This is a genomic window from Streptomyces sp. WM6372 (genome assembly GCF_001279655.1).
Lineage (GTDB): Bacteria > Actinomycetota > Actinomycetes > Streptomycetales > Streptomycetaceae > Streptomyces.
This window is the reverse complement of record NZ_LGDB01000233.1, coordinates 36,044-61,076: the sequence shown is the minus strand read 5'-3', so window position 1 is coordinate 61,076 and position 25,033 is coordinate 36,044. Positions and strand designations below refer to the sequence as shown.

22 protein-coding genes and 7 tRNA genes are annotated in these 25,033 nt (G+C 70.7%); 14 read left to right on the top strand and 15 right to left on the bottom strand.

Translation table 11 applies throughout. The annotated features are described in order from the left end of the window. Window positions 1-48 precede the first annotated feature (48 nt). Window positions 49-951: a phosphoribosylaminoimidazolesuccinocarboxamide synthase gene (locus tag ADK52_RS34745; RefSeq protein ID WP_053693840.1), complete on the top strand. Its 903-nt coding sequence runs from the start codon at window positions 49-51 to the stop codon at window positions 949-951. A gap of 107 nt (window positions 952-1,058) precedes the next feature. Here the strand turns inward: ADK52_RS34745 and ADK52_RS34740 are convergent. The 6 genes from ADK52_RS34740 to ADK52_RS34715 form a co-directional block, all read right to left on the bottom strand. After that, window positions 1,059-1,134, bottom strand: a tRNA-Gly gene (locus ADK52_RS34740). Window positions 1,135-1,158: 24 nt separating this feature from the next. Then, a complete protein-coding gene (locus tag ADK52_RS34735) occupies window positions 1,159-1,770 on the bottom strand; it encodes a response regulator transcription factor (RefSeq protein WP_053693839.1) in 612 nt (203 codons plus the stop codon). Continuing rightward, on the bottom strand, window positions 1,767-2,993 hold the full coding sequence (locus tag ADK52_RS34730) for a sensor histidine kinase (protein ID WP_053693838.1): 1,227 nt from the start codon (window positions 2,991-2,993) through the stop codon (window positions 1,767-1,769). The genes ADK52_RS34735 and ADK52_RS34730 overlap by 4 nt, the downstream gene beginning before the upstream one ends. Window positions 2,994-3,102: 109 nt before the next feature. Continuing rightward, a tRNA-Gly gene (locus tag ADK52_RS34725) sits at window positions 3,103-3,175 on the bottom strand. 80 nt (window positions 3,176-3,255) lie between these two features. After that, window positions 3,256-3,327, bottom strand: a tRNA-Gly gene (locus ADK52_RS34720). Window positions 3,328-3,448: 121 nt separating this feature from the next. Next, complete coding sequence (locus ADK52_RS34715) at window positions 3,449-3,766, bottom strand: histone-like nucleoid-structuring protein Lsr2 (RefSeq protein ID WP_053693837.1); 318 nt, start codon at window positions 3,764-3,766, stop codon at window positions 3,449-3,451. 358 nt (window positions 3,767-4,124) lie between these two features. On the opposite strand from ADK52_RS34715, the gene purS reads away from it, so the two are divergent. The 5 genes from purS to ADK52_RS34690 all read left to right on the top strand — a co-directional run bounded on the left by purS (window position 4,125) and on the right by ADK52_RS34690 (window position 9,105). Further along, window positions 4,125-4,376 carry a phosphoribosylformylglycinamidine synthase subunit PurS gene (purS, locus tag ADK52_RS34710; RefSeq protein ID WP_008740952.1) on the top strand — a complete coding sequence of 84 codons (252 nt, stop codon included), beginning with the start codon at window positions 4,125-4,127 and terminating at the stop codon, window positions 4,374-4,376. A gap of 2 nt (window positions 4,377-4,378) precedes the next feature. Beyond that, window positions 4,379-5,059, top strand: coding sequence for a phosphoribosylformylglycinamidine synthase subunit PurQ (gene purQ / locus ADK52_RS34705; protein WP_030160145.1), 681 nt, complete (start codon window positions 4,379-4,381; stop codon window positions 5,057-5,059). Beyond that, entirely contained in the window at window positions 5,056-7,305 is a 2,250-nt protein-coding gene (gene purL, locus ADK52_RS34700; RefSeq protein WP_053693836.1) for a phosphoribosylformylglycinamidine synthase subunit PurL, read from the top strand. Before purQ ends, purL begins: the two co-directional genes overlap by 4 nt. 104 nt (window positions 7,306-7,409) lie before the next feature. After that, window positions 7,410-8,201, top strand: a complete 792-nt coding sequence (locus ADK52_RS34695) for a maleylpyruvate isomerase family mycothiol-dependent enzyme (protein ID WP_053693835.1) — start codon at window positions 7,410-7,412, stop codon at window positions 8,199-8,201. A gap of 91 nt (window positions 8,202-8,292) precedes the next feature. Next, window positions 8,293-9,105 carry an META domain-containing protein gene (locus ADK52_RS34690; RefSeq protein ID WP_053693834.1) on the top strand — a complete coding sequence of 271 codons (813 nt, stop codon included), beginning with the start codon at window positions 8,293-8,295 and terminating at the stop codon, window positions 9,103-9,105. A gap of 95 nt (window positions 9,106-9,200) precedes the next feature. On the opposite strand, the gene ADK52_RS34685 is transcribed toward ADK52_RS34690, so the two are convergent. Further along, window positions 9,201-10,583, bottom strand: coding sequence for a sulfatase-like hydrolase/transferase (locus tag ADK52_RS34685; RefSeq protein ID WP_420714991.1), 1,383 nt, complete (start codon window positions 10,581-10,583; stop codon window positions 9,201-9,203). Between the two features lie 170 nt (window positions 10,584-10,753). After that, the gene (locus ADK52_RS45145; RefSeq protein WP_350325720.1) at window positions 10,754-10,849 is read right to left on the bottom strand and encodes a putative leader peptide; all 96 of its coding nucleotides are present in this window, start codon (window positions 10,847-10,849) and stop codon (window positions 10,754-10,756) included. Between the two features lie 147 nt (window positions 10,850-10,996). On the opposite strand from ADK52_RS45145, the gene purF reads away from it, so the two are divergent. Together purF and purM are read left to right on the top strand one after the other, a co-directional pair. Beyond that, window positions 10,997-12,514, top strand: coding sequence for an amidophosphoribosyltransferase (gene purF / locus ADK52_RS34680; RefSeq protein ID WP_030160137.1), 1,518 nt, complete (start codon window positions 10,997-10,999; stop codon window positions 12,512-12,514). Window positions 12,515-12,622: 108 nt separating this feature from the next. Then, window positions 12,623-13,693, top strand: a complete 1,071-nt coding sequence (gene purM / locus ADK52_RS34675) for a phosphoribosylformylglycinamidine cyclo-ligase (RefSeq protein ID WP_030160135.1) — start codon at window positions 12,623-12,625, stop codon at window positions 13,691-13,693. 98 nt (window positions 13,694-13,791) lie between these two features. Here purM and ADK52_RS34670 read toward each other — a convergent pair whose 3' ends face one another. Continuing rightward, on the bottom strand, window positions 13,792-14,058 hold the full coding sequence (locus ADK52_RS34670) for a DUF3073 domain-containing protein (RefSeq protein ID WP_030292353.1): 267 nt from the start codon (window positions 14,056-14,058) through the stop codon (window positions 13,792-13,794). Window positions 14,059-14,340: 282 nt separating this feature from the next. Then, complete coding sequence (locus ADK52_RS34665) at window positions 14,341-15,465, bottom strand: Leu/Phe/Val dehydrogenase (protein WP_053693832.1); 1,125 nt, start codon at window positions 15,463-15,465, stop codon at window positions 14,341-14,343. 264 nt (window positions 15,466-15,729) lie between these two features. Between ADK52_RS34665 and ADK52_RS34660 the strand changes: the two genes are divergently transcribed. Together ADK52_RS34660 and bldC are read left to right on the top strand one after the other, a co-directional pair. Further along, on the top strand, window positions 15,730-16,584 hold the full coding sequence (locus ADK52_RS34660; protein ID WP_182508621.1) for a hypothetical protein: 855 nt from the start codon (window positions 15,730-15,732) through the stop codon (window positions 16,582-16,584). 500 nt (window positions 16,585-17,084) lie between these two features. After that, window positions 17,085-17,291 (top strand): developmental transcriptional regulator BldC, encoded by a 207-nt coding sequence (gene bldC, locus ADK52_RS34655; protein WP_003949541.1) that lies wholly within the window; start codon window positions 17,085-17,087, stop codon window positions 17,289-17,291. 462 nt (window positions 17,292-17,753) lie between these two features. On the opposite strand, the gene ADK52_RS34650 is transcribed toward bldC, so the two are convergent. Both ADK52_RS34650 and hrpA read right to left on the bottom strand, forming a co-directional pair. Further along, window positions 17,754-17,827: transfer RNA gene (locus ADK52_RS34650), tRNA-Asp, on the bottom strand. A 69-nt stretch (window positions 17,828-17,896) separates the two neighbouring features. Continuing rightward, window positions 17,897-21,832, bottom strand: coding sequence for an ATP-dependent RNA helicase HrpA (hrpA, locus tag ADK52_RS34645; protein WP_053693831.1), 3,936 nt, complete (start codon window positions 21,830-21,832; stop codon window positions 17,897-17,899). A gap of 118 nt (window positions 21,833-21,950) precedes the next feature. Between hrpA and ADK52_RS40815 the strand changes: the two genes are divergently transcribed. From ADK52_RS40815 to ADK52_RS34630, 3 genes are read left to right on the top strand one after another with little or no spacing between them, the layout of a single operon-like run. Then, window positions 21,951-22,367: a hypothetical protein gene (locus ADK52_RS40815; protein ID WP_234344373.1), complete on the top strand. Its 417-nt coding sequence runs from the start codon at window positions 21,951-21,953 to the stop codon at window positions 22,365-22,367. Between the two features lie 54 nt (window positions 22,368-22,421). Next, window positions 22,422-23,261 (top strand): DsbA family protein, encoded by an 840-nt coding sequence (locus ADK52_RS34635; protein WP_078988821.1) that lies wholly within the window; start codon window positions 22,422-22,424, stop codon window positions 23,259-23,261. Then, window positions 23,258-24,106, top strand: a complete 849-nt coding sequence (locus ADK52_RS34630; protein WP_053693829.1) for a cytochrome c biogenesis CcdA family protein — start codon at window positions 23,258-23,260, stop codon at window positions 24,104-24,106. The genes ADK52_RS34635 and ADK52_RS34630 overlap by 4 nt, the downstream gene beginning before the upstream one ends. 36 nt (window positions 24,107-24,142) lie before the next feature. Here the strand turns inward: ADK52_RS34630 and ADK52_RS34625 are convergent. From ADK52_RS34625 to ADK52_RS34615, 3 genes are all read right to left on the bottom strand, one after another. After that, a tRNA-Phe gene (locus ADK52_RS34625) sits at window positions 24,143-24,219 on the bottom strand. Window positions 24,220-24,241: 22 nt separating this feature from the next. Continuing rightward, window positions 24,242-24,315 (bottom strand) — tRNA-Asp (locus ADK52_RS34620). Between the two features lie 39 nt (window positions 24,316-24,354). After that, window positions 24,355-24,427, bottom strand: a tRNA-Glu gene (locus ADK52_RS34615). Window positions 24,428-24,555: 128 nt separating this feature from the next. Here ADK52_RS34615 and ADK52_RS34610 point away from each other — a divergent pair. Then, on the top strand, window positions 24,556-24,906 hold the full coding sequence (locus tag ADK52_RS34610; protein WP_030160118.1) for a metallopeptidase family protein: 351 nt from the start codon (window positions 24,556-24,558) through the stop codon (window positions 24,904-24,906). Window positions 24,907-25,033 lie beyond the last annotated feature (127 nt).

Here is a 25,033-nt window from a genome sequence, read left to right as displayed (position 1 = left end):
CGTGCGGGAGAATGGGGCTGCGCTCGTACAGAACCACAGGGAGACCCCGTGTCCGGATTCGTCGAAAAGCCCGAGCCGGTTCAGGTGCCCGGCCTCGTCCACCTCCACACCGGCAAGGTGCGTGACCTCTACCGAGACGGCGACGGCAACCTCGTCATGGTCGCCAGCGACCGCATGTCCGCGTACGACTGGGTGCTCCCCACCGAGATCCCGGACAAGGGCCGCGTCCTGACCCAGCTCTCCCTCTGGTGGTTCGACCAGCTGAGGGACCTCGTCCCGAACCACGTGATCGGCACGGACCTGCCCGAGGGCGCCCCCGCCGACTGGGCCGGCCGCACGCTGATCTGCAAGAGCCTCGACATGGTCCCGGTCGAGTGCGTGGCCCGCGGCTACCTCACCGGCTCCGGCCTCGCCGAGTACGAGAAGACCCGTACGGTCTGCGGACTCGCCCTCCCCGAGGGGCTCGTGGACGGCTCCGAGCTGCCCGCCCCGATCTTCACGCCGGCCGCCAAGGCCGAGGTCGGCGAGCACGACGAGAACGTCTCGTACGAGGAGGTCGCGCGCACCACGGGCGCCGAGACGGCGGCGCTGCTGCGCCAGACCACCCTGGCCGTGTACGGCCGGGCCCGGGACATCGCCCGCGAGCGCGGGATCATCCTGGCCGACACCAAGTTCGAGTTCGGCTTCGACAAGGAGGGCACGCTCGTCGCCGGCGACGAGGTGCTGACCCCGGACTCCTCCCGCTTCTGGCCGGCCGACCAGTGGGAGCCGGGCCGCGCGCAGCCCTCCTACGACAAGCAGTTCGTCCGCAACTGGCTCACCTCCCCCGCCTCCGGCTGGGACCGCACCGGCGAACTCCCGCCGCCGGCCCTCCCGCGGGAGGTCGCCGAGCAGACCAGCGCCAAGTACATCGAGGCGTACGAGCGGCTCACCGGCCTCGGCTGGGCCTGACGCCTGACACCTGACGCCCCAGGCCCGAACCCGGGTCTGGGGCGCGGCCCGGGACAGGGCCCGGAACACGAAGAAGCCCCCGGTCACAGGACCGGGGGCTTCTTCGATGGAGCGGACAACGCGACTCGAACGCGCGACATCCACCTTGGCAAGGTGGTGCTCTACCAACTGAGCTATGTCCGCAGGTGCGCCGTAACGCGAGACCTACTATACCCAACCCCGCTCGCGTGCGAGACGCACTGCCGTATGCCGGTTCTCGGCGCCCAGCTTCGTCGCCGCCGACGACAGGTAGTTCCGCACGGTCCCGGGCGAGAGCGAGGCCCGCTCCGCGATCTCCGCGATCGGCGCCCCGTCCCCCGCGAGTTCCAGCACCTCGGCCTCGCGCGCGGTCAGCGGGGAGTCCCCCGCGCTGATCGCGTCGGCCGCCAACTCCGGGTCCACATAACGGCCTCCGGCGTGCACGGTGCGGATCAGCTCGGCCAGCCGCTGCGCCGAGACCGTCTTCGGGGCGAAGGCCCGCACCCCCGCCGCGAGGGCCCGCTTCAGGTGCCCGGGCCGCCCGTGGCTCGTCACGATCATGGTGCGGCAGCCGGGGAGTTCGGCCCGCAGGGCTGTGGCGACACTCACACCGTCCGCCCCCGGCATCTGCAGGTCCAGCACGGCCACGTCCGGCCGGTGGGCGCGCGCCATCGCGAGGGCCTCCGGCCCCGAGGCCGCCTCCGCGACGACCAGCAGATCGTCCTCCAGGGCCAGCAGCGCGGCGAGCGCGCCGCGGATCAGGTGCTCGTCGTCGGCCAGCAGTACGCGTACGGGGCTCATGCCCGCGCCTCCAGTCCTCGCAGTCGTCCGCCCGGGATCCGGGCCAGCAGCCGGAACCGGCCGCCGCCGACCGGGCCGGCCTCCAGGGTGCCGTCCAGTGCCGCGAGCCGCTCCCGCAGGCCCGCGAGTCCGGAGCCCGGCGGTCCGGCCGGCGCTTCGGGGGCCCCGTCGTTCTCCACCACCAGGGTCAGCGCGCCCCCGTCGGGTGCCGTGAGCCGGATCACGCAGCTGCGGGCGTCCCCGTGCCGCAGGACGTTGGTGGCCGCCTCGCGGACCACCCAGCCCAGCGCCGACTGCACTTCGGGGCGCAGCGCACCGCCCGCCTCCACCTCGACGCGGCAGTCCATCCCGGCCGCGCTGAGCACCCCGCGGGCGCCCTCCAGTTCCACGGTGAGATCCGCCTCGCGGTAGCCGCGCACGACCTCGCGCACCTCGCGCTGCGATTCGCCGGCGATCCGCTGGACCTCGATCATCTGGTCGATGGCCTCCGGGCGTTCGCGCCGGGCCAGCTGGACGGCCAGCTCGCTCTTGAGCGCGATCACCGCGAGATTGCGGCCCATCACGTCGTGCAGGTCCCGTCCGAAGCGCAGCCGCTCCTGGGCGACGGCGAGCTGCGCCTGGAGCTCCCGGGCCCGGTCGAGCTCGTACACCGTCTTCAGCAGCCACGAGGAGAAGCCGCAGGCCAGGACCAGCATGCCGCAGGTGAGGAGGACGCCGATCGTGTAGCCGGCCGCCTCCCCGGCGGGGTGCCCCACCGCCAGGGCCACGGCCCCGGCCCCGGCGCCCGCCACCGGGGCGAGGCAGAGCATGTGCCGGACCCGCGCCAGGGTCAGCGTCAGCGAACCCGAGGCGAACGCGACCGTGTTGACCACGAGCGAGGGGGCGACGCCCGCGTGCGAGACGGCGCCGACCGAGCGCAGGACCAGTACGGCGACCGCCAGCGCGATGGTCAGCGCGGCGAGGGCCACGGCCAGGCGTACGGGCCGCTCGCGCCGGCCGAGCACCCAGTCCAGCGCCTTGGAAGCCACCACTCCGGACAGCGCGATCTGTGCGCCCAGGGGCAGGAGGAGGGCGCCGGTGACGGCGCCGAGGCCCTCGGGGACGAGCCCGAAGAGCACCGAGAAGGATTCGAGGAGCATGAAGAGGTGCAATGACCAGCGGGTGTAGAGCTCGACCTTGGCCGCACTGCTGCGGTTCCTCCACCACCCCGTCAGCTTCGACACGGTCCCAGCCCCCCGATGACGTTGGTCGACAGCAGCCGACGTCCACTCACGTCCACGGTAAACGCATACGACAAAGGCCCTGATCATGGATCAGGGCCTTTGCTCGCTGAGCGGACGACGCGACTCGAACGCGCGACATCCACCTTGGCAAGGTGGTGCTCTACCAACTGAGCTACGTCCGCATGCTGCTCCGGCACGAATGCCTTCGCGATGCGTGCATCACTCTACCCGATCCACCGGAGTGGTCTGTAAAGCGTTGCAGAGCGGGTGACAGGGATCGCACACTGCGCCTTCCCCCTGGAAGGGGGATGTTCTGCTACTGAACTACACCCGCACGACCTTCGGGGCTTTGACCTGCGGCCTCGCCCCTCGGCGTGATCCACACACTAGCGGACCGGAGGGGGTGGATGGCAAATCGGCCCCCGGCACGCTCCGTTAGCGGGCCCCGCCGGACCTCAGTGGGCCTCGCTGTACGCCGCGTACACCCGCTTCGGGATGCGGCCGCGCGGCGGCACGTCGAGGTTGTTGGACCGGGCCCAGGCGCGGACGACCGCCGGGTCCGGGGCCAGCGAGGTGTGCTTGTACGCCTTCCCGGAACGGGCCTGCCGGCGTCCCGCGGCCACGAAGGGCTCGAGGCTCTTCCGCAGTTTCTTTGCGTTCGCCAGATTGAGGTCGATCTCGTACGACTTACCGTCCAGGCCGAACGTGACCGTTTCCGCCGCTTCTCCGCCGTCGATGTCGTCGGAGATCGTGACTACTACGCGCTGCGCCACGGATATCGGTCCCTTCGTGCGACGCCGCTCACCCGTTGGACGTGCGGTGATGTCGCCTGTGTGGATGTTTCGGAGCAATGCATCATTCCGTCCCGAGTCGTGCGGCAAAAAATGCCGCCGTCCCGGTGGAATCCTTTGTACCTTGATTCTCATTGCATTGCGAAGTCCAGTTAATTATCTCCGCGTGTCCCGCCGCAATGCCGGGCACGTGGTTTTCCGGTGGATTTTGCGAAGCGTTGGTGAAGCCGAAACGGGTGGGTGATCGCGGCCCCGAACGCGGCCCGGAGATATCTACCCGCGTAGAAATTTCGGCCGGGTACGCTGAGGGAACCGCCTTCGCACCAACCACCCATCGGGAGTGCCAGTGGCACGCGTCGTAGTCGACGTCATGCTCAAGCCGGAGATCCTCGACCCTCAGGGCCAGGCGGTGCAGCGTGCACTGCCGCGCCTGGGATTCGAGGGCATCGCCGACGTCCGCCAGGGGAAGCGCTTCGAACTGGAAGTGGAGGGACCGGTCGACCAGGCCGCCCTCGACCGCATCCACAAGATGGCCGAAACGTTCCTCGCCAACACCGTCATCGAAGACTTCACCGTGAAGGTCGAGGCCTGACGGTGACCACTCGCATCGGAGTCGTCACGTTCCCCGGAACGCTCGACGACCGTGACTCGCTGCGCGCCGTCCGCCTCGCGGGGGCCGAGCCCGTATCGCTGTGGCACCGCGACAAGGACCTGCACCAGGTCGACGCGGTCGTCCTCGCGGGCGGCTTCTCCTACGGGGACTACCTGCGCGCCGGAGCCATCTCCCGGTTCTCGCCGGTGATGGAGACCATCATCGAGCAGGCCAAGGCCGGCATGCCGGTCCTCGGCATCTGCAACGGCTTCCAGGTCCTCACCGAGGCCCACCTGCTGCCGGGGGCGATGCTCCGCAACAACCACCTGCACTTCATCTGCCGCGACCAGAAGCTGCGGGTGGAGAACGCGGAGACCGCGTGGACCGGCGACTACACCGCCGGCCAGGAGATCTCCGTACCGCTCAAGAACATGGACGGCCGGTACGTGGCCGACGAGCGCGTCCTCGACGAGCTCGAGGCCGAAGGCCGCGTGGCCTTCCGGTACGTGGACGTGAACCCGAACGGTTCGCTCCGCGACATCGCCGGCATCACCAACGCCGCGGGCAACGTGGTCGGCCTCATGCCGCACCCCGAGCACGCGGTCGAGCCGCTGATCGGGACGGGCCGCACCGACGGCCTCCCGTTCTTCACCTCGGTCCTGAAGAAGCTGGTCTCCGCATGAGCCTCGACACCGTCAAGAACGCCACCGAGACGCCGGACGCCTCCCAGCCCTGGAAGGAACTCGGCCTCAAGGAGGACGAGTACGCCCGCATCCGGGAGATCCTCGGCCGCCGCCCCACCGGCGCCGAGCTCGCCATGTACTCCGTCATGTGGTCCGAGCACTGCTCGTACAAGAGCAGCAAGGTCCACCTGAAGCAGTTCGGCGAGAAGGTCCCCCAGAACGACGCGATGCTCGTCGGCATCGGCGAGAACGCCGGCGTCGTCGACGTCGGCCAGGGCTACGCGGTCACCTTCAAGGTCGAGTCGCACAACCACCCGAGCTACATCGAGCCCTACCAGGGCGCGGCCACCGGCGTCGGCGGCATCGTCCGCGACATCCTCGCCATGGGCGCCCGCCCGGTCGCGGTCGTCGACCCGCTGCGCTTCGGCGCGGCCGACCACCCCGACACCAAGCGCGTCCTGCCGGGCGTGGTCGCGGGCATCGGCGGCTACGGCAACTGCCTGGGCCTGCCGAACATCGGCGGCGAGGTCGTCTTCGACGCCTGCTACCAGGGCAACCCGCTGGTCAACGCCGGCTGCATCGGCGTGATGAAGCACGAGGACATCCACCTCGCCAAGGCCTCCGGCCCCGGCAACAAGGTCATCCTCTACGGCGCCCGCACCGGCGGCGACGGCATCGGCGGCGTCTCGGTCCTCGCGTCCGAGACCTTCGACGACTCCAAGCCGACCAAGCGTCCCGCCGTGCAGGTCGGCGACCCCTTCCAGGAGAAGCTCCTCATCGAGTGCACCCTGGAGATCTTCAAGGAGAAGCTGGTCGCGGGCATCCAGGACCTCGGCGGCGCCGGGCTCTCCTGCGCCACGTCCGAGCTGGCCTCCGCCGGTTCCGGCGGCATGCGCGTCGAGCTGGACACCGTCCCGCTGCGCGACGCGACGCTCTCGCCCGAGGAAATCCTCATGAGCGAGTCGCAGGAGCGCATGTGCGCGATCGTCGAGCCGCAGTACGTCGACCGCTTCATGGAGATCTGCGAGAAGTGGGACGTCATCGCCACCGTCATCGGTGAGGTGACCGACGGCGAGCGCCTGGAGATCTTCTGGCACGGCGAGCAGATCGTGGACGTGCCCCCGGGCACCGTCGCCCACGAGGGCCCGGTCTACCACCGCCCGTACGCGCGCCCCGAGTGGCAGGACGCCCTCCAGGCCGACGACGCGGGCAAGCTGCCCCGCCCGCAGACCTCCGAGGAGCTCCGCGCGCAGGTCCTGGCGCTGGTCTCGTCCCCGAACCAGGCCTCGAAGTCCTGGGTCACGGACCAGTACGACCGCTTCGTCCAGGGCAACACGGTGCTCTCGCAGCCCGAGGACGCGGGCATGGTCCGCATCGACGAGGAGACCAACCTCGGCGTGGCCATGGCCACCGACGGCAACGGCCGCTTCGCGAAGCTCGACCCGTACACGGGTGCGCAGCTCGCGCTGGCCGAGGCGTACCGCAACGTCGCCGCGACCGGCGCCAAGCCGCTGGCCATCTCCGACTGCCTCAACTTCGGCTCGCCCGAGGACCCGGGCGTCATGTGGCAGTTCGCCGAGGCCACCCGCGGTCTCGCGGACGGCTGCCTGGAGCTGGGCACCCCGGTGACCGGCGGCAACGTCTCGCTGTACAACCAGACCGGTGACATCGCGATCCACCCGACCCCGGTCGTGGCGGTCCTCGGTGTGATCGACGACGTCAACCGCCGTACGCCGATGGCGTTCGCGGAGGACGGCCAGCTGCTGTACCTGCTCGGTGACACGGCCGAGGAGTTCGGCGGGTCGGCCTGGTCCCAGGTCGTCCACGACCACCTCGGCGGCATGCCGCCCAAGGTGGACCTGGGCCGCGAGAAGCTGCTCGGCGAGATCCTCATCTCGGCGTCCCGCGACGGCATGGTCGACGCGGCGCACGACCTGTCCGACGGCGGCGTGATCCAGGCGCTCACCGAGTCCTGCCTGCGCGGCGGCAACGGTGCGCGGATCGTGGTGCCCGAGGGCCTGGACGCGTTCACCTTCCTGTTCTCCGAGTCGGCGGGCCGGGCCATCGTGGCCGTCCCGCGCAGCGAGGAGCTCCGCTTCACCGACATGTGCGGTGCGCGGGGGCTGCCCGCCACCCGCATCGGCGTGGTGGACGGCGAGGAGATCGAGATCCAGGGCGAGTTCACGATTCCGCTCGCGGAGCTGCGGACCGCTCACGAGGCGACGATCCCGGCGCTGCTCGCCTGATCCCGCCCGCGTTCGTTCCCGAGCCCCCGTCCGGAATCCTCCGGGCGGGGGCTCGGGCGCTCGGGTCCCGGCCCGTCGTCGGCTCCGGCGGATAGGGTCGGGCCATGCCACCCGCCAAGAAGAGGGCGCGTACCTACGACGCCGCGAAGGTCCGTGCAGCCGTCACCGCGCAGTTCGGGCATGTGGCCGATGCCGTAGGGGAGTTGGACGACGAGCAGCTCGCGCGGCCCAGCGGGGTCGGCGGGTGGAGCGTCGCCGAGCTCGCCGCGCACATCGCGTGGATCGCCGACTCGCTGGCCGCCGGGCTGGCCCGGCCCCCGGCCGCCGTACCGGAGCTGACGGCCGTCGAATGGCCCTTCGCCACCGCCTCGCTCGCGGGGAAGATCGCCGAGGCGGCCAAGGAGACCCTGGAGGGCGCCCCGCTGCTCGCGCTGTACGAGCGCGCCGGCGCCCGTCTGGCCGAGCAACTGGCCGCGAATCCGGGCAGCCGGGTGCTGGACCTGTGGATCGGGGACATGACCCTGGCCGATTTCCTGGTCACCCGGACCGTGGAGCTCGTGGTGCACACCGACGACCTCAACCGGGCCGCGGGCCTGGACATCCCGATCGAGCGGCAGGCCCTGGCGGCGGGTACCCGGCTGCTCGCCGACGCCCTCGCGCTCAAGGCCCCGGGCGGCTCGGTGGAGGTGCGGATCCCGCCGTACGCGGTGGTCCAGTGCATCGAGGGGCCCCGGCACACCCGCGGGACCCCGCCGAACGTGGTGGAGACGGATCCGCTGACCTGGATCCGACTGGCCACCGGGCGTACGGACTGGGCCGCGGCCGTAGAGGAGGCGCAGGTCAGGGCCAGTGGCGAGCGGGCCGACCTGTCGGCGCTGCTCCCGGTCATGAGCTGAGCCGGCCCGCGTGGGACCCTCGCCGCCGCGATCTCCGCGTGGAACCCGGCCCCGCGTGGAACCGCTTCCGCGCGGGATCCGTCCCAGGGGCATGCGCACGCTACGGCACCTCCCCGCTGCCCTCGTCGCCCTCCTGACCCTGGCCGCCGCCACCGCCTGCAGTGACGGCGGTACGCGCGGCACCTCCCCGGGACACGGTTCGGCCGGGACCTGGTTCGTGCAGAGCCTGACCGTGGGCGGAAAGACCCTCACGGCGCCCTCCGCCGCCCGGGTCACCTTCCCGCAGGCCGAACCCGACCAGGCCACCGGCAACTACGGCTGCAACGGGTTCACCGCCGCGGTCACCCACGACGGCGCGAGCGCCATCACCGTGAAACCGGGCTCCACCACCGCCATGGCCTGCGAGAACACGGAATTCGAGACGGCCTTCGCCAAGCTCTTCACCGGCCGTCTGGCGGTCGACCGGCAGCCGGACCGGCTCACCCTGAAGACCGCCGACGGGAGCACCATCGCGATGAGCTCGGAACCCCCGGCCCCGGACGCCCCGTTCACCACCACCGCGTGGACCGTGACCTCCCTGGTCAGCGGCCAGAGCGCCGCCTCCCTGCCGGCCGAGGCGGCCGGCAAGGCCGTCTTCACCATCAGCGCCGACCTGGCCGCGAGCGGCAGCCTCGGCTGCAACCGGTTCAGCGCCAAGGCCACCGGTGACGGCGCCCAGCTCACCTTCGGGCCGCTGACCACGACGCGGATGGCCTGCGAGGGCCCGGTGGGCGAGGTCGAGCGGAAGCTGACCGAGCTCTTCGCCGCCTCGCCGCTCACCTGGAGCATCAAGGGCGGGACGCTCACCCTCACCGCGCCGGACGGCACGGGCCTGACCGCGACGGCCGCCTCGGCCGCGGAATGACCCGCCCGACGCCCGACGCCCGACGCCCGACGCCCGACGCCCGACGCCCGACGCCCGACGCCCGGCACCCGACGCCGGCACCCGGCACCCGCAGGTCAGCCCGGGTACGGCAGCAGCCCCGCGTCCACCTTCTCCCAGGCCGCGCGGAGCTCCGCCAGCCGGGCCGGTTCCAGGGCCGCCTTGTCGGCCTGTTCGCGGACGTCCCCGGCCAGGTTGAACAGCTGGTCCTTGCCCGTCTTGCCGCGGTAGTACTTCCAGTCCCCGCGGCGCAGGGCCCGCTCCCCGCGCACCCGCCAGAACAGGTTCCGCTCCGGGGTCTTCTCGCCGCGCAGCAGGTATCCGGCCAGGCTCACCCCGTCCAGCGGGTGGGCCGGGTCGGGCCGGGTCCCGGCCAGCTCCAGCAGGGTCGCCGTCCAGTCCGGGGTGAACACCGGGACCCGGCTGACCTGGCCGCCGTCGATCCGGGCGGGCCAGCGCACGATGTTCGGCACCCGGATCCCGCCCTCCTGGAGGGAGGCCTTGTTGCCGGAGAGCGGCCAGTTGTACGAGAACCGCTCGCCGCCGTTGTCGCTGGAGAAGAAGACCAGGGTGTCCTCCTCCTGGCCGGAGCGCTTGAGGGCCTTGAGCACGTCGCCGACCGAGCGGTCGAGGTCCTCCACCATCTGCCGGTACTTCTCGACGGAGCCGCCGTCCTGGTGCCACAGGGCCCGGGCGTCGCCCGCCTTGATCCGCCGCTCGACCTCGGCGCTCTCCGCGGTGTCCCCGTCGGCGATCCACGGCCAGTGCGGGGTGGTGAAGTTGAGGTTCAGCAGCCAGGGCTTGCCACCGTGGTCGCGGGAGACGTACTCGGCGGCGCGCTCGGTGATGATCCGCGTGTAGTAGCGCAGGTCCTTGTAGGTGGCGTCGCCCTCGTAGAGGTCGTACTCGCCGCCCAGGCCCAGCTTGGAGTAGTACTCCAGGGCCCCGCCGAAGTTCCCGAAGAACTCGTCCCAGCCCGACTTGGTCGGGCTGTAGTCGGGCAGGTAGCCGCAGTGCCACTTGCCGATCAGCGCGGTCGCGTAGCCGGAGGCGCGCAGCAGTGAGGCCAGCGTCGGGTGGGTGGGTTCCAGGCCGGCGCTCTTGTCGGCGATGGGCTCGGCGAGCCCGCCGGCGGTCCGGCCCGGGTAGCGGCCGGTGTACAGGCTGAACCGGGTCGGCGAGCAGGTGGCGGAGCCGGAGTAGGCATCGGTGAAGCGGACCCCCTGGCGGGCCAGCCGGTCCAGGTTCGGGGTCTTGATGTGCGGGGAGCCGTACGAGGACAGGTCGGCCCAGCCCAGGTCGTCGCCGAGGATGAACAGGACGTTCGGGCGCCGGGAACGCCGGCCGCGGGCGGCCTGGAACGGACGCTCCTCGGGGCCGGTCCGAGCGGGGTCGGAGGCGGTGTCGGAGGCGGCGGCCGGGCCGGCCCCGAGCCCCACCGCGGCAGCTGCCGCGCTCACTCCGACGGCACTTCCGAAGGCCCGGCGGGACAGATGGTTGTCGTACGAAGACACAGGAACTCCAAGGCGCGGCTCGGCGGCCCCGCCCCGGGCGGGCGCGGGACGGCGCGCGGGCACGGCGGGGCAGGGCTGGGCGGAGCGAAAGGGAAAAGGAAGACGGAGAGTTGTGGCTACGCAGAACAGCGACAGATGGCGCTCGCGACACGGACCAGGTCTACGTGGCGGCGCTCGACGAGGGTGACGGAACGGTCACCGAGAGGCTGCATGAGGCGAGAGCCTGTACGAATACCTTCGTAGATGTCAACAAAGGCTCCGAATAGCGAGACAGAGTCGCGCCGTCACCCTCTGTGCTGTGAGATTTCCCGGCCGTCCCCAATTCGGACCAGTGGTCGATCTCGCCTACACTCGGAAGCGTGCCTCGTGGTGATGGACGACTCAACCACGACCTGCTCCCCGGCGAAAAGGGCCCCCAGGACGCTTGCGGCGTCTTCGGTGTCTGGGCTCCGGGTGAAGAGGTCGCCAAGCTCACCTACTTCGGACTGTATGCGCTGCAGCACCGTGGACAAGAGTCCGCGGGAATCGCTGTGAGCAACGGTTCCCAGATCCTCGTCTTCAAGGACATGGGCCTCGTTTCCCAGGTCTTCGACGAAACCTCTCTCGGCTCGCTCCAGGGTCATATCGCGGTCGGTCACGCCCGCTACTCGACCACCGGAGCCTCCGTCTGGGAGAACGCGCAGCCCACTTTCCGCGCGACCGCCCACGGCTCCATTGCCCTGGGTCACAACGGCAACCTGGTGAACACCGCCGAGCTCGCCGAGATGGTCGCCGACCTCCCCCGTCAGGACGGCCGCGCCACCCAGGTGGCGGCCACCAATGACACCGACCTGGTCACCGCCCTGCTGGCCGGCCAGACGGACGACGACGGCAAGCCCCTGACCATCGAGGAGTCGGCCACCAAGGTCCTCCCGAAGGTCAAGGGCGCGTTCTCGCTCGTGTTCATGGACGAGGGAACCCTCTACACCGCCCGTGACCCGCAGGGCATCCGCCCGCTGGTCCTCGGCCGCCTGGAGCGCGGCTGGGTGGTCGCGAGCGAGACCGCCGCCCTCGACATCTGCGGAGCCAGCTTCGTCCGCGAGGTCGAGCCGGGCGAGCTCATCGCGATCGACGAGAACGGCCTGCGCACCTCTCGCTTCGCGGAAGCAAAGCCCAAGGGCTGTGTCTTCGAGTACGTCTACCTGGCGCGCCCGGACACCGACATCGCCGGCCGGAACGTCTACCTCTCGCGTGTCGAGATGGGCCGGCGCCTGGCCAAGGAAGCCCCCGTCGACGCCGACCTGGTGATAGCGACGCCGGAATCCGGCACGCCCGCCGCCGTCGGCTACGCCGAGGCCAGCGGGATCCCGTACGGCTCCGGCCTGGTCAAGAACGCCTACGTCGGCCGGACCTTCATCCAGCCCTCGCAGACGATCCGCCAGCTGGGCATCCGCCTGAAGCTCAACCCCCTCAAGGAAGTCATCCGGGGCAAGCGCCTGGTGGTCGTCGACGACTCGATCGTCCGCGGCAACACCCAGCGCGCCCTGGTCAAGATGCTCCGCGAGGCCGGCGCGGCCGAGGTCCACATCCGGATCTCCTCGCCGCCGGTGAAGTGGCCGTGCTTCTTCGGCATCGACTTCGCCACCCGGGCCGAGCTGATCGCCAACGGCATGACGGTCGACGAGATCGCCACGTCGCTCGGCGCGGACTCGCTCTCGTACATCTCGCTCGACTCGATGATCGAGGCGACGACCATCCAGAAGCCCAACCTCTGCCGTGCCTGCTTCGACGGCGAGTACCCCATGGAGCTGCCCGACCCGCAGCTCCTGGGCAAGCAGCTCCTGGAGAGCGAGCTGGCCGGCGGCACCGACGCCGCCGACGCGCTCCGGCGCCCGTAGCGCCGCGACCCGCGACCCCGGCTCCACCTGCGCCGGGCCCTGTCTTTACGAGTGCTTCTCCCAGGGCCCGGCACCACCCGCAGTAACGACACGAAAGCTCTCCCTGTCATGACAGAGAAGACCACCGGTGCCAGCTACGCAGCCGCGGGCGTGGACATCGAAGCCGGAGACCGCGCGGTCGAACTGATGAAGGAGTGGGTGAAGAAGACGCAGCGCCCCGAGGTCCTCGGCGGCCTCGGCGGATTCGCCGGCCTCTTCGACGCCTCCGCCCTCAAGCGCTACGAACGCCCGCTGCTGGCCTCCGCGACCGACGGGGTCGGTACGAAGGTGGACATCGCCCGCCAGCTGGGCGTGTACGACACCATCGGCCACGACCTCGTCGCGATGGTCATGGACGACATCGTCGTCTGCGGCGCCGAGCCCCTCTTCATGACCGACTACATCTGCGTGGGCAAGGTCCACCCCGAGCGTGTCGCGGCGATCGTGAAGGGCATCGCCGAGGGCTGTGTCCTCGCCGGCTGCGCCCTGGTGGGCGGCGAGACCGCCGAACACCCGGGTCTGCTGGGCCCGGACGACTTCGACGTGGCGGGCGCCGGAACCGGTGTCGTCGAGTACGACCGCCTGCTCGGCGCGGATCGCATCCGTACGGGTGACGCCGTCATCGCGATGGCATCGTCCGGCCTTCACTCGAACGGGTACTCGCTGGTCCGGCACGTCCTCTTCGACCGCGCCGGCATGTCGCTCGACCAGCACGTGGAGGAGCTCGGGCGGACCCTCGGCGAGGAGCTGCTGGAGCCGACCAAGATCTACTCGCTGGACTGCATGGCTCTCACCCGTACGGCCGAGGTCCACGCGTACTCGCACATCACCGGCGGCGGACTCGCGGCGAACCTGGCCCGGGTCATCCCGGACCACCTGCACGCCACGGTCGACCGTACGACCTGGGCGCCCGGCGCGATCTTCGACCTGGTCGGCAAGGCCGGTCAGGTGGAGCAGCTGGAGCTGGAGAAGACCCTCAACATGGGCGTCGGCATGATGGCCGTGGTCCCGCAGGAGTCGGTGGACGTGGCGCTGACCGCGCTGGCCGACCGGGGCGTGGACGCCTGGGTCGCCGGCGAGATCCTCGACCGGGGTGACCGTACCGAGGGCGCGACCCTCACCGGTTCCTACGCGAGCTGAGCAGCACTGAACCCGGTCCGGGGCGATGCCCTGGACCGGGTTCGGTGTTTTTTGCGTTTATGCCTTCGTGCAGACGCGAAAGAAGACGCGGGAGGGCGTCAAGCGCCGCGACGCTGTGCCGACGGACCGGACTCCTCGTCCTCGTCGTCGTCATCATCGCTGTTGTACAGATCCGCGTACTTGGCGTACGGGTCGTCGTCGTCCAGATCGTCATCGACTTCGACCGGCTCGCTGACAGGCAGCAGCGGTTCCGTCGGCGATGCGCCCAGCTCATTGGCCAGACGCGAGAGGTCAGTCCCGCCGCTGTTGTACTTCAGCTGGCGGGCGACCTTTGTCTGCTTGGCCTTGGCCCGGCCGCGCCCCATGGCTCGACCCCCTCGGTGACGGGGCTCGACGGCCCCAGAGTCTGACACGCGTTCATGGTTCGGAGCGGGCTCTCCGTGGAGAGACCGTCCGTAGGGGTTTAACGGTACCTGCTTCCGCGGCCATACGGTACGCCGCCCGCATGACGTGCCCCGGTGCAGGACCAATGAGGCGCCCCGTCCTCGCTGGTCAGCTGCGATTTTAACCCTTTCCTGGCGGGCGACCCGCCGAAGTGCAGTGAGTTCCGTCTCGCCGCAACCCCGGCGGGCGCACGTCAGGGGCGGTTACGACGCGTCGGCAGCCCGGGACGAGCCCTTCGCGGCCTTCGCCGCACGGGCGTCCGCCATCCGCTGCTCGGCGATCCGGTCGGCCGCCGCGGCCGGCGGGATCCCATCCGCCTTCGCACGAGCGAAGATCTCCAGAGTGGTGTCGAAGATCTTCGTGGCCTTCGCCTTGCAGCGGTCGAAGTCGAAGCCCTGGAGCTCGTCGGCGACCTGGATGACCCCGCCCGCGTTCACCACGTAGTCGGGCGCGTAGAGGATCCCGCGGTCCGCGAGGTCCTTCTCCACGCCCGGGTGGGCGAGCTGGTTGTTGGCCGCGCCGCAGACGACCTTCGCCGTGAGGGCGTTCACCGTCTCGTCGTTCAGGGCCCCGCCGAGCGCGCAGGGGGCGTAGATGTCCAGGCCCTCCACGCGGATCAGCGCCTCCGTGTCGGCGACCGCGGTGACCTTGCCCGGGTGCTTGTCGAGGATCCGTCGCACGGACTCTTCGCGCACGTCCGTGATGACGACCTCGGCGCCGTCCTCCAGCAGGTGCTCGACCAGGTGGTGGCCGACCTTGCCGACGCCCGCCACGCCGACCTTGCGGCCGCGCAGGGTCGGGTCGCCCCACAGGTGCTGGGCGCTGGCCCGCATGCCCTGGAAGACGCCGAAGGCGGTGAGGACCGAGGAGTCGCCGGCGCCGCCGTTCTCGGGGGAGCGGCCGGTCGCCCAGCGGGTTTCGCGGGCCACGACGTCCATGTCCGCCACGTAGGTGCCGACGTCGCAGGCCGTGACGTAGCGGCCGCCGAGGGACTCCACGAACCGGCCGTAGGCCAGCAGCAGTTCCTCGGACTTCAGTACGTCGGGGTCGCCGATGATGACGGCCTTGCCGCCGCCGAGGTCGAGACCGGCGAGGGCGTTCTTGTACGACATGCCGCGCGAGAGGTTCAGCGCGTCGAGGACGGCCTCCTCGTCCGAGGCGTACGCGTGGAAGCGCGTACCGCCGAGGGCGGGGCCCAGGGCGGTGGAGTGGATCGCGATGACGGCCTTCAGGCCGGAGGCTCGGTCCTGGCACAGCACGACTTGCTCGTGGCCGCCCTGTTCCGTGCGGAACAGGGTGTGCAGGACGCCGTCGGTCATTTCGGTCACGGTGGTGACTCCCATGGAAGAGATGCGGCGGAATGACGCCCGCCCTGCGGGTGGGGGGAGGGCGTGCTGGGAGCAGAGTAAGACCTGCGGGCCGTGCGCAGGCGACCTGTCCGGAGATCGGAACACTCCCGAAGTACGGGAGCCCCCCGCGGCGGGGCCGGCGGGGGTCGGCGGGGGCCCGGCGCGGCGCCCGGCGCGGCGCCCGGCGCGGGGTCGGCGGGCGCCCGGCGAGTAGCTCCCCGCGGGGCGGGGGAGTACGAGAGCGTGAGCGAATCCTCCGACCCCAAGCTGCCAGCGGCGCGCTCGGCGCCGACCGTCCCGTACGCCTCCTACCTGCGCGTCTACGAGCCCCTGGCGGCCTTCGCGGAGCCGGAGCGCACGCACTGGGCCTCGTACGCGCGGCGCGGCGTGGTGGCGACGGCCCAGGACGAACTGCGTCGCTCCCTCTCCGACTTGGTGCGGGTCCCGGTGGTCGGGGTGCCGGCGCACGAGAGCGCGGACGCCTTCACGGCGGAGGTGGACGGGGTGCTGCTGGTCTGCCCGTGGCGGACCAGACTGCGCGGCTGGCTGGCGCTCCAGGAGCTGGACGGGCAGTTCCCGCCGCCGGTGCTGGACGCGGCGCTCCCGCCGGGGGCGCGGCGGCGGGCGGCCGAGGAGTACGAGCGCTGGCGCGAGCGGAACCCGGACGCGCGCCCGTGGATCCGTACCGCGGTGTGGCAGGTGCCGCTGCGCTGGTTCGTGCTGGTGGCCGACGACGAGCGGGATTACCTGCCGGGCGAGCGGATGCGCTACCGGACGCCGATGGTGCAGGCCCGGCGGCGGCTCGCGCGGGCGCTGCGGATCCTGCGGGCGGCCGAGGGGTACGCGGGGCTCGCGGAGGGGCTGGTGGACGTCGGCAGCTGGCTGGAGGAGTTCCACCCGCGCTCGATGGTCGAACTGGACTACGCGGGGCTGGTCCACGCGCTGCCGGCGGAGCGGCTGCGCACCGACCGCTCGGCCCGGGACGTGGCGGTGGGGATCGCGGCGCTGCGGGCCGGGGACGAGGCCGCGGCGGCGGAGGCGTACGCGGAGCTGGCGGAGCGCTGGCGGGAGGTCCGGGAGAGACTGTTCGCGAACTGACCCCCGGACCGCTCCCCCGGGTTCTTGATCGCGACACATTCGGGCCTTAGTTCCAGGACCTACGTCCCGATACGGGCCATTGGCTCAAGCGTGACGGACCGCACTATCTACACCCTTGCGCCCTTCCCCTACCCTCGTGCCAAAATAGGACAAGGAGTCCGGGGAGGGTTCCTTCCACCCAACTTTGGGCGGAATGCTCGGCATTGCACTCTACGGGGGGTCCTGACGACTCCTGATCGCTCTGTGACTGATCGTCACAGTGGGGTGACTGTCCGTTATGGGGCGGTCCATCGGCTTCCGCCGCTGATGAACACCTCGGAGGGCAATTCCATCGGTTTGGCCGTCGCGGCTGGACGGATGGTGTAGTTGTAGTGCCGAGGACAAGCCGTTCGTCCTATAACCGACTCGGCCCGCGTGTGTCCATTTCGGGCAACGCGGGCCAAGGTGCAGAATTTAGAGGAAAGAACCGAGATGGTTCGGTTCTCCCGAGGAGGCCGCTCATGACCGCTCGCACCCCTGATGCCGAGCCGCTGCTGACCCCGGCTGAGGTTGCCACGATGTTCCGCGTGGACCCGAAGACGGTCACCCGCTGGGCCAAGGCTGGCAAGCTCACGTCCATCCGCACCCTGGGTGGACACCGCCGTTACCGCGAGGCCGAGGTTCGCGCTCTGCTCGCGGGAATTCCGCAGCAGCGCAGCGAGGCCTGAGGTCGCGCAAGCACCCCGCTTTACCGGGCTTGAATCGGGTCCCCCAATCCGATGAAACCCACAGTGCTTCACACGCTTGGACCTGCCCCAACAGGTTCTTGTCGTCGGATCGCGCTGGACTCCGCCGGGTCCAGCGCGATCCTTTTTTGTGCCCGGGGGGATGGAATCGGGCGCGCGCGGGAGGCCGACAGAGTGGGTGCCATTGCACATATTAAATCGAGCACGCGTATGGGTGCGATAAATGTGCGAGTCTCAAAAACTCATGTGGTGACTCCCGTCACAGGCAGTGACTCTTGTACAACCCGCAATGCACCCGTAAGGGGACGTGCGTCGCAGAGCGCCTCATGCGGACGGGGGATTTTCCCCGCAGGAGTCCGGAGCAGTCCCCGCCGCTCCCGGTGCTCCGGAGACCAAACGAAGCAGGGCCCGCATCCCTTGGGGATGCGGGCCCTGCTCTTCTTGCGAACCTGACGGGACTTGAACCCGCGACCTCCACCTTGACAGGGTGGCGAGCTAACCAACTGCTCCACAGGTCCTCGATTTGCGGCCGCTGGGCGGCTGCGAATCAGACTGTACCCCAGCTCAGGGGGTGCAGTCGAACCCGATCAGCGGGCCGGGCCCGGGGCCGCCGCGTCCACCGCCTTCACGATCCGCTTGTCGGAGATCGGATACGCCGTCCCGAGCGCGTGCGCGAAGTAGCTGACCCGGAGTTCCTCGATCATCCAGCGGATGTCGGTGACCGCGGACGGCACCGGCCGGCCCTTCGGCAGCTGCTCCAGCAGCCACGCGTACTCGTCCTGCATCTCGTGGACCTTCTGCATGCGCGTGGTGTCGCGCTGGGCGCCCGTCGGCATCTGCTGGAGCCGCCGGTCCACCGCCACCAGGTAGCGCATCAGGTCCGGCAGCCGCCGCAGGCCCGTCAGGGTCACGAAGCCGGGCGGTACGAGGGCCGCCAGCTGCGTCCTGACGTCCTGCACGTTCGCCACCAGGGCCAGGCTGTTCGTGGCCTTCAGACGGCGCTCACAGGCCTGCCAGGCGGCCAGCACCTGCTGTACCTGGGCCACCGTCCGCACGGTCGTGTCCACCAGGTCGGCGCGAACGGCCTCGTAGAGCGCGCGGAAGGCCGCCTCGTCCCACGCCGGGCCGCCGTGGTCGGCGATCAGCTTGTCGGCCGCGGCGGTCGCGCAGTCGTCGAACAGCGCCTGGATGGAGCCGTGCGGATTGCGGGACAGGGCCAGCTTCTGCTGGTTGGTCAGGTGGTCCGAGGCGAACTTCGCCGGGTTCACCGGGATGTTCAGCAGGATGAGCCGCCGCGTGCCCAGCCGCATCGCCCGCTGCTGCTCGGCCTCCGTGTCGAAGAGCCGTACGGACACGCTCGCGCCCTCGTCCACCAGCGCCGGGTACGCCTTCACCGGCTGCCCGGCCCGCCGGGTCTCGAAGACCTTGGTCAGCGTGCCGATCGTCCAGTCGGTCAGCCCGGTGCGTTCCAGCGACTCCCCGCCCGCGCGCTCGGCGGTGGCCGCGGCGGCCTTGGAGAGGGCCTGGCGGGCCTTCGGCTTCAGCTTCAGCCGCAGGGCCTCCAGGTCCTTGTCCTCGGCCAGGTTCTTGCGGCGCTCGTCGACGATCCGGAACGTGATCTTCAGGTGGTCCGGGATCCGGCCGAGGTCGAAGTCCTCGGCGGTGACCGGGACCCCGACCATCCGCTGGAGCTCGCGCGCCAGCGTCACCGGCAACGGCTCCTGGAGGGGCACGGCCGTGTCCAGGAAGCGGGTCGCGAAGTTCGGCGCGGGCACGTAGTGCCGGCGGATCGGCTTCGGCAGCGACCGGATCAGCTCGGTGACGACCTCTTCCCGCAGGCCCGGGATCTGCCAGTCGAAGCCCTCGTCGGTGACCTGGTTCAGCACCTGGAGCGGAATGTGGACGGTCACGCCGTCCGCGTCCGCGCCCGGCTCGAACTGGTAGGTCACCCGGAACTTGAGCTGCCCCTGGCGCCAGGAGTCCGGGTAGTCGGCCTTGGTGACCCCGGCCGCCTTCTCGGTGAGCAGCATCTCGCGCTCGAAGTCGAGGAGTTCGGGCTCCTCGCGCCGCTTGTGCTTCCACCAGGAGTCGAAGTGCGCCCCGGAGACCACGTGCTCGGGGATCCGCTGGTCGTAGAAGTCGAAGAGGGTCTCGTCGTCGACCACGATGTCGCGGCGCCGCGCCCGGTTCTCCAGCTCCTCGACCTCGGTGAGGAGCTTGCGGTTGTCGGCGTAGAACTTGTGGTGCGTGCGCCAGTCGCCCTCGACCAGCGCGTTGCGGATGAACAGCTCGCGCGAGACCTCGGCGTCGATCCGGCCGTAGTTGATCTTCCGCTGGGCGACGATCGGCACGCCGTACAGCGTGACCTTCTCGTACGCCATGACGGCCGCCTGGTCCTTCTCCCAGTGCGGCTCGCTGTACGTGCGCTTGATCAGGTGCTGGGCGAGCGGCTCGACCCACTCCGGCTCCACCTTGGCGTTGACCCGGGCCCACAGCCGCGAGGTCTCCACCAGCTCCGCCGACATCAGGAACTTCGGCTGCTTCTTGAAGAGCGCCGAGCCCGGGAAGATCGCGAACTTGGCGGACCGGGCCCCCAGGTACTCGTTCTTGTCGGTGTCCTTGAGGCCGATGTGCGAGAGCAGGCCGGCCAGCAGAGAGATGTGCACGCTCGTCTCGGGGGCGTCGCCCTCGTTGACGTGGATGCCCATGCCCTTGGCGACCGTGCGCAGCTGCGAGTAGATGTCCTGCCACTCGCGGATCCGCAGGAAGTTCAGGTACTCCTGCTTGCACATCCGGCGGAACGAGGACGAGCCGCGCTCCTTCTGCTGCTCCCGGACGTAGCGCCACATGTTGAGGAACGAGAGGAAGTCGCTGGTCTCGTCCTTGAAGCGGGCGTGGTTCTGGTCGGCCTGCGTCTGCTTGTCCGAGGGCCGCTCGCGCGGGTCCTGGATGGACAGGGCCGCCGCGATGACCATGACCTCGCGGACGCAGTTGTTCTTGTCCGCCTCGACGACCATGCGGGCCAGGCGCGGGTCCACGGGGAGCTGGGAGAGCTGGCGGCCCATCGGGGTGAGCCGCTTCTTGGGATCCTTCTCGCCGGGGTCCAGCGCGCCGAGCTCCTGGAGCAGCTGGACGCCGTCGCGGATGTTGCGGTGGTCCGGCGGGTCGATGAAGGGGAACTTCTCGATCTCGCCGAGGCCGGCCGCGGTCATCTGGAGGATGACGGAGGCCAGGTTCGTGCGCAGGATCTCGGCGTCCGTGAACTCGGGACGGGAGAGGAAGTCGTCCTCGGAGTAGAGGCGGATGCAGATGCCGTCGCTGGTACGGCCGCAGCGGCCCTTGCGCTGGTTGGCGCTGGCCTGGGAGATCCGCTCGATGGGCAGGCGCTGGACCTTGGTGCGGTGGCTGTAGCGGGAGATCCGGGCGGTGCCCGGGTCGATCACGTACTTGATGCCGGGGACGGTGAGGGAGGTCTCGGCGACGTTGGTCGCGAGAACGATCCTGCGGCCGGTGTGCTGCTGGAAGACGCGGTGCTGCTCGGCGTGCGAGAGGCGGGCGTAGAGGGGGAGGACCTCCGTGAAGCGGAGGTTGCGCTTGTTGAGCGCGTCCGCCGTGTCGCGGATCTCGCGCTCGCCGGAGAGGAAGACCAGGACGTCGCCGGGGCCCTCGGACTGGAGCTCGTCGACGGCCTCGCAGATCGCGGTGATCTGGTCGCGGTCGCTCTCCTCGCCCTCCTCCTCCAGGAGGGGCCGGTAGCGGACCTCGACGGGGTACGTACGGCCGCTGACCTCGACGATCGGCGCCTCGCCGAAGTGCCGGGAGAAGCGCTCGGGGTCGATCGTGGCCGAGGTGATCACGACCTTGAGGTCGGGGCGCTTCGGCAGCAGCTGGGACAGGTACCCCAGCAGGAAGTCGATGTTGAGGGACCGCTCGTGGGCCTCGTCGATGATGATCGTGTCGTACGCGCGCAGCTCGCGGTCCGTCTGGATCTCGGCGAGCAGGATGCCGTCGGTCATCAGCTTCACGAAGGTCGCGTCCTGGTCCACCTGGTCGGTGAACCGGACCTTCCAGCCGACCGTCTGGCCGATCTCGGACTTGAGCTCCTCGGCGATCCGCTCGGCGACCGTGCGGGCGGCGATCCGGCGGGGCTGGGTGTGCCCGATCATGCCCCGGACGCCGCGGCCCAGCTCCATGCAGATCTTGGGGATCTGCGTGGTCTTGCCGGAACCGGTCTCACCGGCGACGATCACGACCTGGTGGTCGCGTATCGCCTCGGCGATCTCGTCCTTCTTCTGGCTGACGGGCAGGTTCTCGGGATACGTGACCTCCGGCATCCGCGAGGCACGGCCGGCCAGTCGCGCGGCGGCCTTCTCGGCCTCCGCGGCGATCTCGTCGAGCACGGCCTGCTTGGCCTCGGGCTTTCGGATGCGGCGGGCGCCTTCGAGGCGGCGGCCGAGGCGGTGCGCGTCACGGAGGGAGATCTCACCGAGAAGCGTCTGCAGGGCGGCGAAGGAAGTAGACATACCTGATCGAGGATCTCACCCGCGGGCGCCGGGTGGCGAACGCATTTGTGCCCCCTCCCCGTACCATTTCGGGACGAGATCGCCTGAACCGACCCGCTGACCGAGTGAGAGGCCCGCCATGTCCCGCGCCCGTGGTGTGTGGTGGCTGCTCGCCGCCGTGCTCGCGGTGCTGGTGGGGTGCGCGGTGCCCGCGGCGGCGCTTCCGGTTCCGGGTTCCGCTTCTGTTCCGGTTTCGGGCGCTGTGTCCGCTTCGGCAGCTGCTCCGGCGGCTGCTCCGGCGTCCGGCCCGGCGGCTGCGGCGGAGCACGCCGTGGCGTCCGCCGACCGGGGCCCCTCGTGCGATCCCGGGACCCGGGACCGCGGGCAGGCCCCGGGCGTGCCGCCACGGGGCGCCGGGGAGCACGCGCACGCCCCGGTGGGGCGGCCCGCGGTGGAACAGGCCTGGGCGGACCGGGCGCCGTCGGTGCGGGTGCTCGTACGGGGGCCGGACCAGCCGGCTCCGGGTCCGGTGGAGCTGTCCGTGATGCGGGTGTAGAGGACCGGCCTTCCCGCCGGTCCGATTCACCACACGCAGCTCTGGAGCACCCGTATGTCCTCTTCCCGTCCGCGTCCGCGTCCGCGTTCCTCTTCCTCTTCCCCTTCCTCGTCCTCCGCTTCCTCTGCTTCCTCCGCTTCCGCGCGCAAGCGGCTGCTGATCTCCGCCGGGGTCGCGGTCGCCGCCGTCACCCTCGGGGTCGTGTCCTGGCAGGCCACCGCGCCCGAGGACAGGCCCGCCCGGACCTCCTCCGCCGCCGCGGCCGCGCCCAAGGGCTCGGACGTCCACGCCGAGCTGGCGAAGCTGGCGCGGCGCGAGTCCGGCGACAAGCTGGCCGCCGGCCGGGCGGACGCCCCCGTCGTGCTGATCGAGTACTCCGACTTCAAGTGCGGCTACTGCGGCAAATTCGCCCGCGACACCGAACCCGAACTGGTGAAGAAGTACGTCGAGGACGGCACCCTGCGCATCGAGTGGCGCAACTTCCCGATCTTCGGCGCCGACTCCGAGGCCGCCGCCAAGGCCGCCTGGGCCGCCGGGCAGCAGGACCGGTTCGCGCAGTTCCACGCGGCCGCGTACGCCGACGGCTCCAAGGAGAAGGGCTTCGGCCAGGCGAGGCTGCTGGAGCTGGCCCGCGAGGCCGGGGTCCCGGACCTGGAGCGGTTCCAGCGGGACATGGCCGGCGAGGGCGCCGCGGCCGCCCTCCGGAAGGACCAGGAGGAGGGCTACCGCATCGGCGTCACCTCCACCCCGTCCTTCCTGGTCAACGGGCAGCCCATCGCGGGCGCCCAGCCGCTCGACGCCTTCGCCGCGGCGATCGCCAAGGCCAAGGCGCAGGCCACGGCGCAGAACGACGGCCAGGGCGAGCCGCAGGCCGACGGCCGGGCCGCACAGTGACCGGCGTCGGCGAGATCGGGTACCTGGCCGCGCTGCTCGGCGGGCTGCTCGCGCTGCTCAGCCCGTGCAGCGCGCTGCTGCTCCCCGCGTTCTTCGCGTACTCGATCGACTCCCCCTCGCGCCTGCTGGCGCGGACCGGGATCTTCTACGCGGGCCTCGCGAGCACCCTCGTACCGCTGGGCGCGGCGGGCTCGTACGCCGGGCGGTTCTTCCACGGCAACCGCGACGGGCTCGTCCTGGCCGGCGGCTGGCTGATCATCGCGCTCGGGGTCGCTCAGATCCTGGGCCTGGGCTTCGCCTCGAAGCGGATCTCGGAGCTGTCGGGGCGGATCCGGCCGACGACCGCCGTGTCGGTGTACGCGCTGGGCGCGGTCTACGGGCTGGCCGGGTTCTGCGCCGGCCCGATCCTCGGCAGCGTCCTGACGGTCGCGGCGGTCAGCGGCAGCCCGGTCTACGGCGGGCTGCTGCTGGCGGTGTACGCGCTGGGGATGGCCGTACCGCTGTTCCTGCTGGCGCTGCTGTGGGAGCGGTTCGACCTGGGCCGGCGGCGCTGGCTGCGCGGGCGGACCGTCCGGGTGGGCCGCTTCGACCTGCACACCACCTCGCTGCTGTCGGGGCTGTTCTTCATCGCGCTGGGCGCGCTGTTCCTCGCGTACGACGGGGCGAGCGCGCTGCCGGGGCTGCTCGACGTGGACGACTCGTACGCGGTGGAGCAGCGGGTCCGGTCCTTCGCGGACGCGGTCCCGGACTGGGCGTTGCTCGGGCTGGTGGCGGCGGGCGCGGTGGCGGTCGGCGTGACGCAGTGGCGTCGTCGTACCCCCGGCCCCGAGGGAGAGCAGGAGTAACGCAGAAGGCCCCGTCCGATGGACGGGGCCTTCTTGTGGTGGCTGGGGCCGGGGTCGAACCGGCGACCTATCGCTTTTCAGGCGATCGCTCGTACCAACTGAGCTACCCAGCCACGAGACCGTTTCCGGTCTCAGCGATCCTGACGGGACTTGAACCCGCGACCTCCACCTTGACAGGGTGGCGAGCTAACCAACTGCTCCACAGGACCTTGCAGTGTGCGAGAACAAGTCTTGCACACGGTAATGCGTACCCCCAACGGGATTCGAACCCGTGCTACCGCCTTGAAAGGGCGGCGTCCTGGGCCACTAGACGATGAGGGCTAAAGGCCCGCCGGGCACTTCTTCAGCGCGTCGGGGACGTGAGAAGCATATGGGATCCGGGGAGCTATCGCCAAAACGGTTTCTCCCCGGCATGCGGGAGGCGCCCGCACCGGAGGGACAATGGCCCGGTGCTGGAGATGACGCGCGAGGAGTTCGAAGAGCTCGTCGCAGAGGCCCTGGACCGCATCCCGCCGGAGCTGACGCGGCTGATGGACAACGTCGCGGTGTTCGTCGAGGACGAACCGCCGGCGGACGATCCCGAGCTGCTCGGTCTGTACGAGGGAACCCCGCTGACCGACCGCGGCGAGTGGTACGCCGGGGTGCTGCCGGACCGGATCACGATCTACCGGAACCCCACGTTGCGGATGTGCGAGGACCGGGAGAGCGTGATCGCGGAGACGGAGGTCACCGTGGTGCACGAGATCGCCCATCACTTCGGGATCGACGACGAGCGGCTGCACGCGCTGGGCTACGGGTGACCGGGCCGGAGCGGCGGGGTGGAGGCGGGGACGGCGACGGGGGCCCGGGTCCGGGGCCGGGTCCGGGTCCGGGGCCGGATCTGAGCCCGGATCTGAGCCCGGGTCTGAGCCCGGGTCTGAGCCCGGG

What these genes read in the sequence shown, in the direction of transcription:
- ADK52_RS34735 (WP_053693839.1), bottom strand. Translation starts at nt 1,770, where the DNA reads ATGAGCCCCGTACGCGTACTGCTGGCCGACGACGAGCACCTGATCCGC.
- purL (WP_053693836.1), top strand. Translation starts at nt 5,056, where the DNA reads ATGAGCCTCGACACCGTCAAGAACGCCACCGAGACGCCGGACGCCTCC.
- ADK52_RS34695 (WP_053693835.1), top strand. Translation starts at nt 7,410, where the DNA reads ATGCCACCCGCCAAGAAGAGGGCGCGTACCTACGACGCCGCGAAGGTC.
- ADK52_RS34690 (WP_053693834.1), top strand. Translation starts at nt 8,293, where the DNA reads ATGCGCACGCTACGGCACCTCCCCGCTGCCCTCGTCGCCCTCCTGACC.
- ADK52_RS45145 (WP_350325720.1), bottom strand. Translation starts at nt 10,849, where the DNA reads ATGCAGCCTCTCGGTGACCGTTCCGTCACCCTCGTCGAGCGCCGCCAC.
- purM (WP_030160135.1), top strand. Translation starts at nt 12,623, where the DNA reads ATGACAGAGAAGACCACCGGTGCCAGCTACGCAGCCGCGGGCGTGGAC.
- ADK52_RS34670 (WP_030292353.1), bottom strand. Translation starts at nt 14,058, where the DNA reads ATGGGGCGCGGCCGGGCCAAGGCCAAGCAGACAAAGGTCGCCCGCCAG.
- bldC (WP_003949541.1), top strand. Translation starts at nt 17,085, where the DNA reads ATGACCGCTCGCACCCCTGATGCCGAGCCGCTGCTGACCCCGGCTGAG.
- hrpA (WP_053693831.1), bottom strand. Translation starts at nt 21,832, where the DNA reads ATGTCTACTTCCTTCGCCGCCCTGCAGACGCTTCTCGGTGAGATCTCC.
- ADK52_RS40815 (WP_234344373.1), top strand. Translation starts at nt 21,951, where the DNA reads ATGTCCCGCGCCCGTGGTGTGTGGTGGCTGCTCGCCGCCGTGCTCGCG.
- ADK52_RS34635 (WP_078988821.1), top strand. Translation starts at nt 22,422, where the DNA reads ATGTCCTCTTCCCGTCCGCGTCCGCGTCCGCGTTCCTCTTCCTCTTCC.